Origin of the sequence: Flavobacterium cyanobacteriorum, from assembly GCF_002251835.1 — a bacterium.
Taxonomy (GTDB): domain Bacteria; phylum Bacteroidota; class Bacteroidia; order Flavobacteriales; family Flavobacteriaceae; genus Flavobacterium; species Flavobacterium cyanobacteriorum.
Genome location: NZ_NOXV01000033.1, coordinates 1 through 1,706 on the forward strand (window position 1 = coordinate 1; position 1,706 = coordinate 1,706).

Annotated in this window: 2 protein-coding genes and 1 pseudogene; 2 read left to right on the plus strand and 1 reads right to left on the minus strand. The window is 35.1% G+C overall.

Annotated features, from left to right (window positions below):
- Positions 1-194: 194 nt before the first annotated feature.
- Entirely contained in the window at positions 195-656 is a 462-nt protein-coding gene (locus CHU92_RS00270; protein ID WP_094411445.1) for a hypothetical protein, read from the plus strand.
- A 103-nt stretch (positions 657-759) separates the two neighbouring features.
- Here the strand turns inward: CHU92_RS00270 and CHU92_RS16275 are convergent.
- Positions 760-881: pseudogene (locus CHU92_RS16275) on the minus strand (transposase); the annotation flags it as partial.
- A 99-nt stretch (positions 882-980) separates the two neighbouring features.
- Here CHU92_RS16275 and CHU92_RS00275 point away from each other — a divergent pair.
- On the plus strand, positions 981-1,436 hold the full coding sequence (locus CHU92_RS00275; RefSeq protein ID WP_094411447.1) for a DUF4265 domain-containing protein: 456 nt from the start codon (positions 981-983) through the stop codon (positions 1,434-1,436).
- The last annotated feature ends 270 nt before the right edge of the window (positions 1,437-1,706 follow it).

The following is a 1,706-nucleotide window of genomic DNA, read 5'->3' on the forward strand; positions in this document are numbered from 1 at the left end:
CCGACAACAAAGCGATTTGCAAAATGCAAATCACTTCGCAAATCGCCAACTTCTTGTAGCCGCAAACCGTAAGCCGCAATACATCTAACAATTAGGTAAAAAACTGACTTTGATTAGTGTAAACCCTAATTTAGCTCAACCTTTAGATTAGAGATTTGCATTATAATAAATGTTTAATCTAAAAAATTAAAGTTATGGCACTAGAAGCGGTTAAAGCAAATTACGATCTTGACAAATTAGCAAACCAATTAAAATTGGTGATAGAGTCAGGCAATCCATTAAAGTATATGGATGAAAATATTAATTGGGCAATTGATAAAGACCTAGAAACTGACTCCAAAAACAATTTAGACTTCACTTCAAAGTTTTTGAGTGTAACTTCTACGGATGATTTGAATCCTTTCACAGGAATTATTAATTGGTTAAAAAGGAGTAGAACTAGCAAACGAGTTAAAAGAATTCTCTGCAGTATAATTACGCAAATTCAGGAACTAATTGATGAAGGCGCTGAACTAAAAAAAATATTAAGTGTTGCAATTACTGCGATTATTACAGCGTTAGGCTTTGGCGCGATAAATCCAGTTTTATTAACGGTATTAGTTGGGCTTTTAGCAACGGCAATTTTAGACGGAGTGGCCAACTTTTGTGCTGTTTGATAAATGAATTACTTTATAAAAAATCGCAGCAAATGTTGCGATTTTTTTGTCCTGCTACTAACCGCCCTGTAGGCTTCCCTTGGTTGATACCACTTAGGCAAAGCTTTTTGGTAATGAACTTTAAATATTTTTCAAGTTATAGGCAATTGCCGCAATGAGTACATGTTTGTTGGCTTGTTGATTTCCTCGCGTGTTGACACGCTTCATGTTCAGAAAGTTAATCAGGGCCCAGCCCTTGGGGACTGTCCGGCAACAAACAGTTTGCATAATGCAAATTACTTCGTATATTAACAGCGCCTTGTGATACTGCTAACAACTACAATAATGGACGACAAATATGTAAAAATACTGTTTAGATTTTATAGTGATGTTTTAGAAGACTGGACAGTTGAAACTATGTGGGCAGAAATTGTGAATCTTGAAGAAGGACTTTATAAACTTGATAATATCCCTTTCTTTGCTTCTGTTTCCAGTGAGGATATAGTTTATGCAGAGTTTGATGATGATGATGAAATGTTAACATATAGTAAAACTGTAGTACATTCTGGTAACTCAACAATACAGGTAGTAATTATGGATGAGAATATTGCGACTGAAGAATTACGTGTTTTATTCAATTCTTTAGGTTGTGATTCAGAAAAGTTTAATGAAAAATACTTTGTCATTGAGGTTTCCCAAAGGGTAAATTATAATCCAATCCGAGAAAAATTAATTGAGTTAGAAAAACAAGGAATAATTGGTTACGCAGAATCTAATTTAGCTGAAAACCATTGTTATTAAATATTTGCATTACATACCATCGGTAACCGTTTCATAACGACTTCTTTTAAAAATAAAATTCCAAAAACGTAGATATTGGCCTTGTTTAAGCACTTTAAATGGTTTTTTTAGATGTAGTTCAAAATTCTGTGTTTTGAGCGCTTATAATCGGTTTTTGAAGCTATTCAATAGTTTCATAGTGCTGGTATTACATGGCATCCCGGCAATGCCCGAAACTTAACCCCTAGCCCTGATGGGAGCGGCATCCTCCCCGCCGCCCGCTTTTGCGGC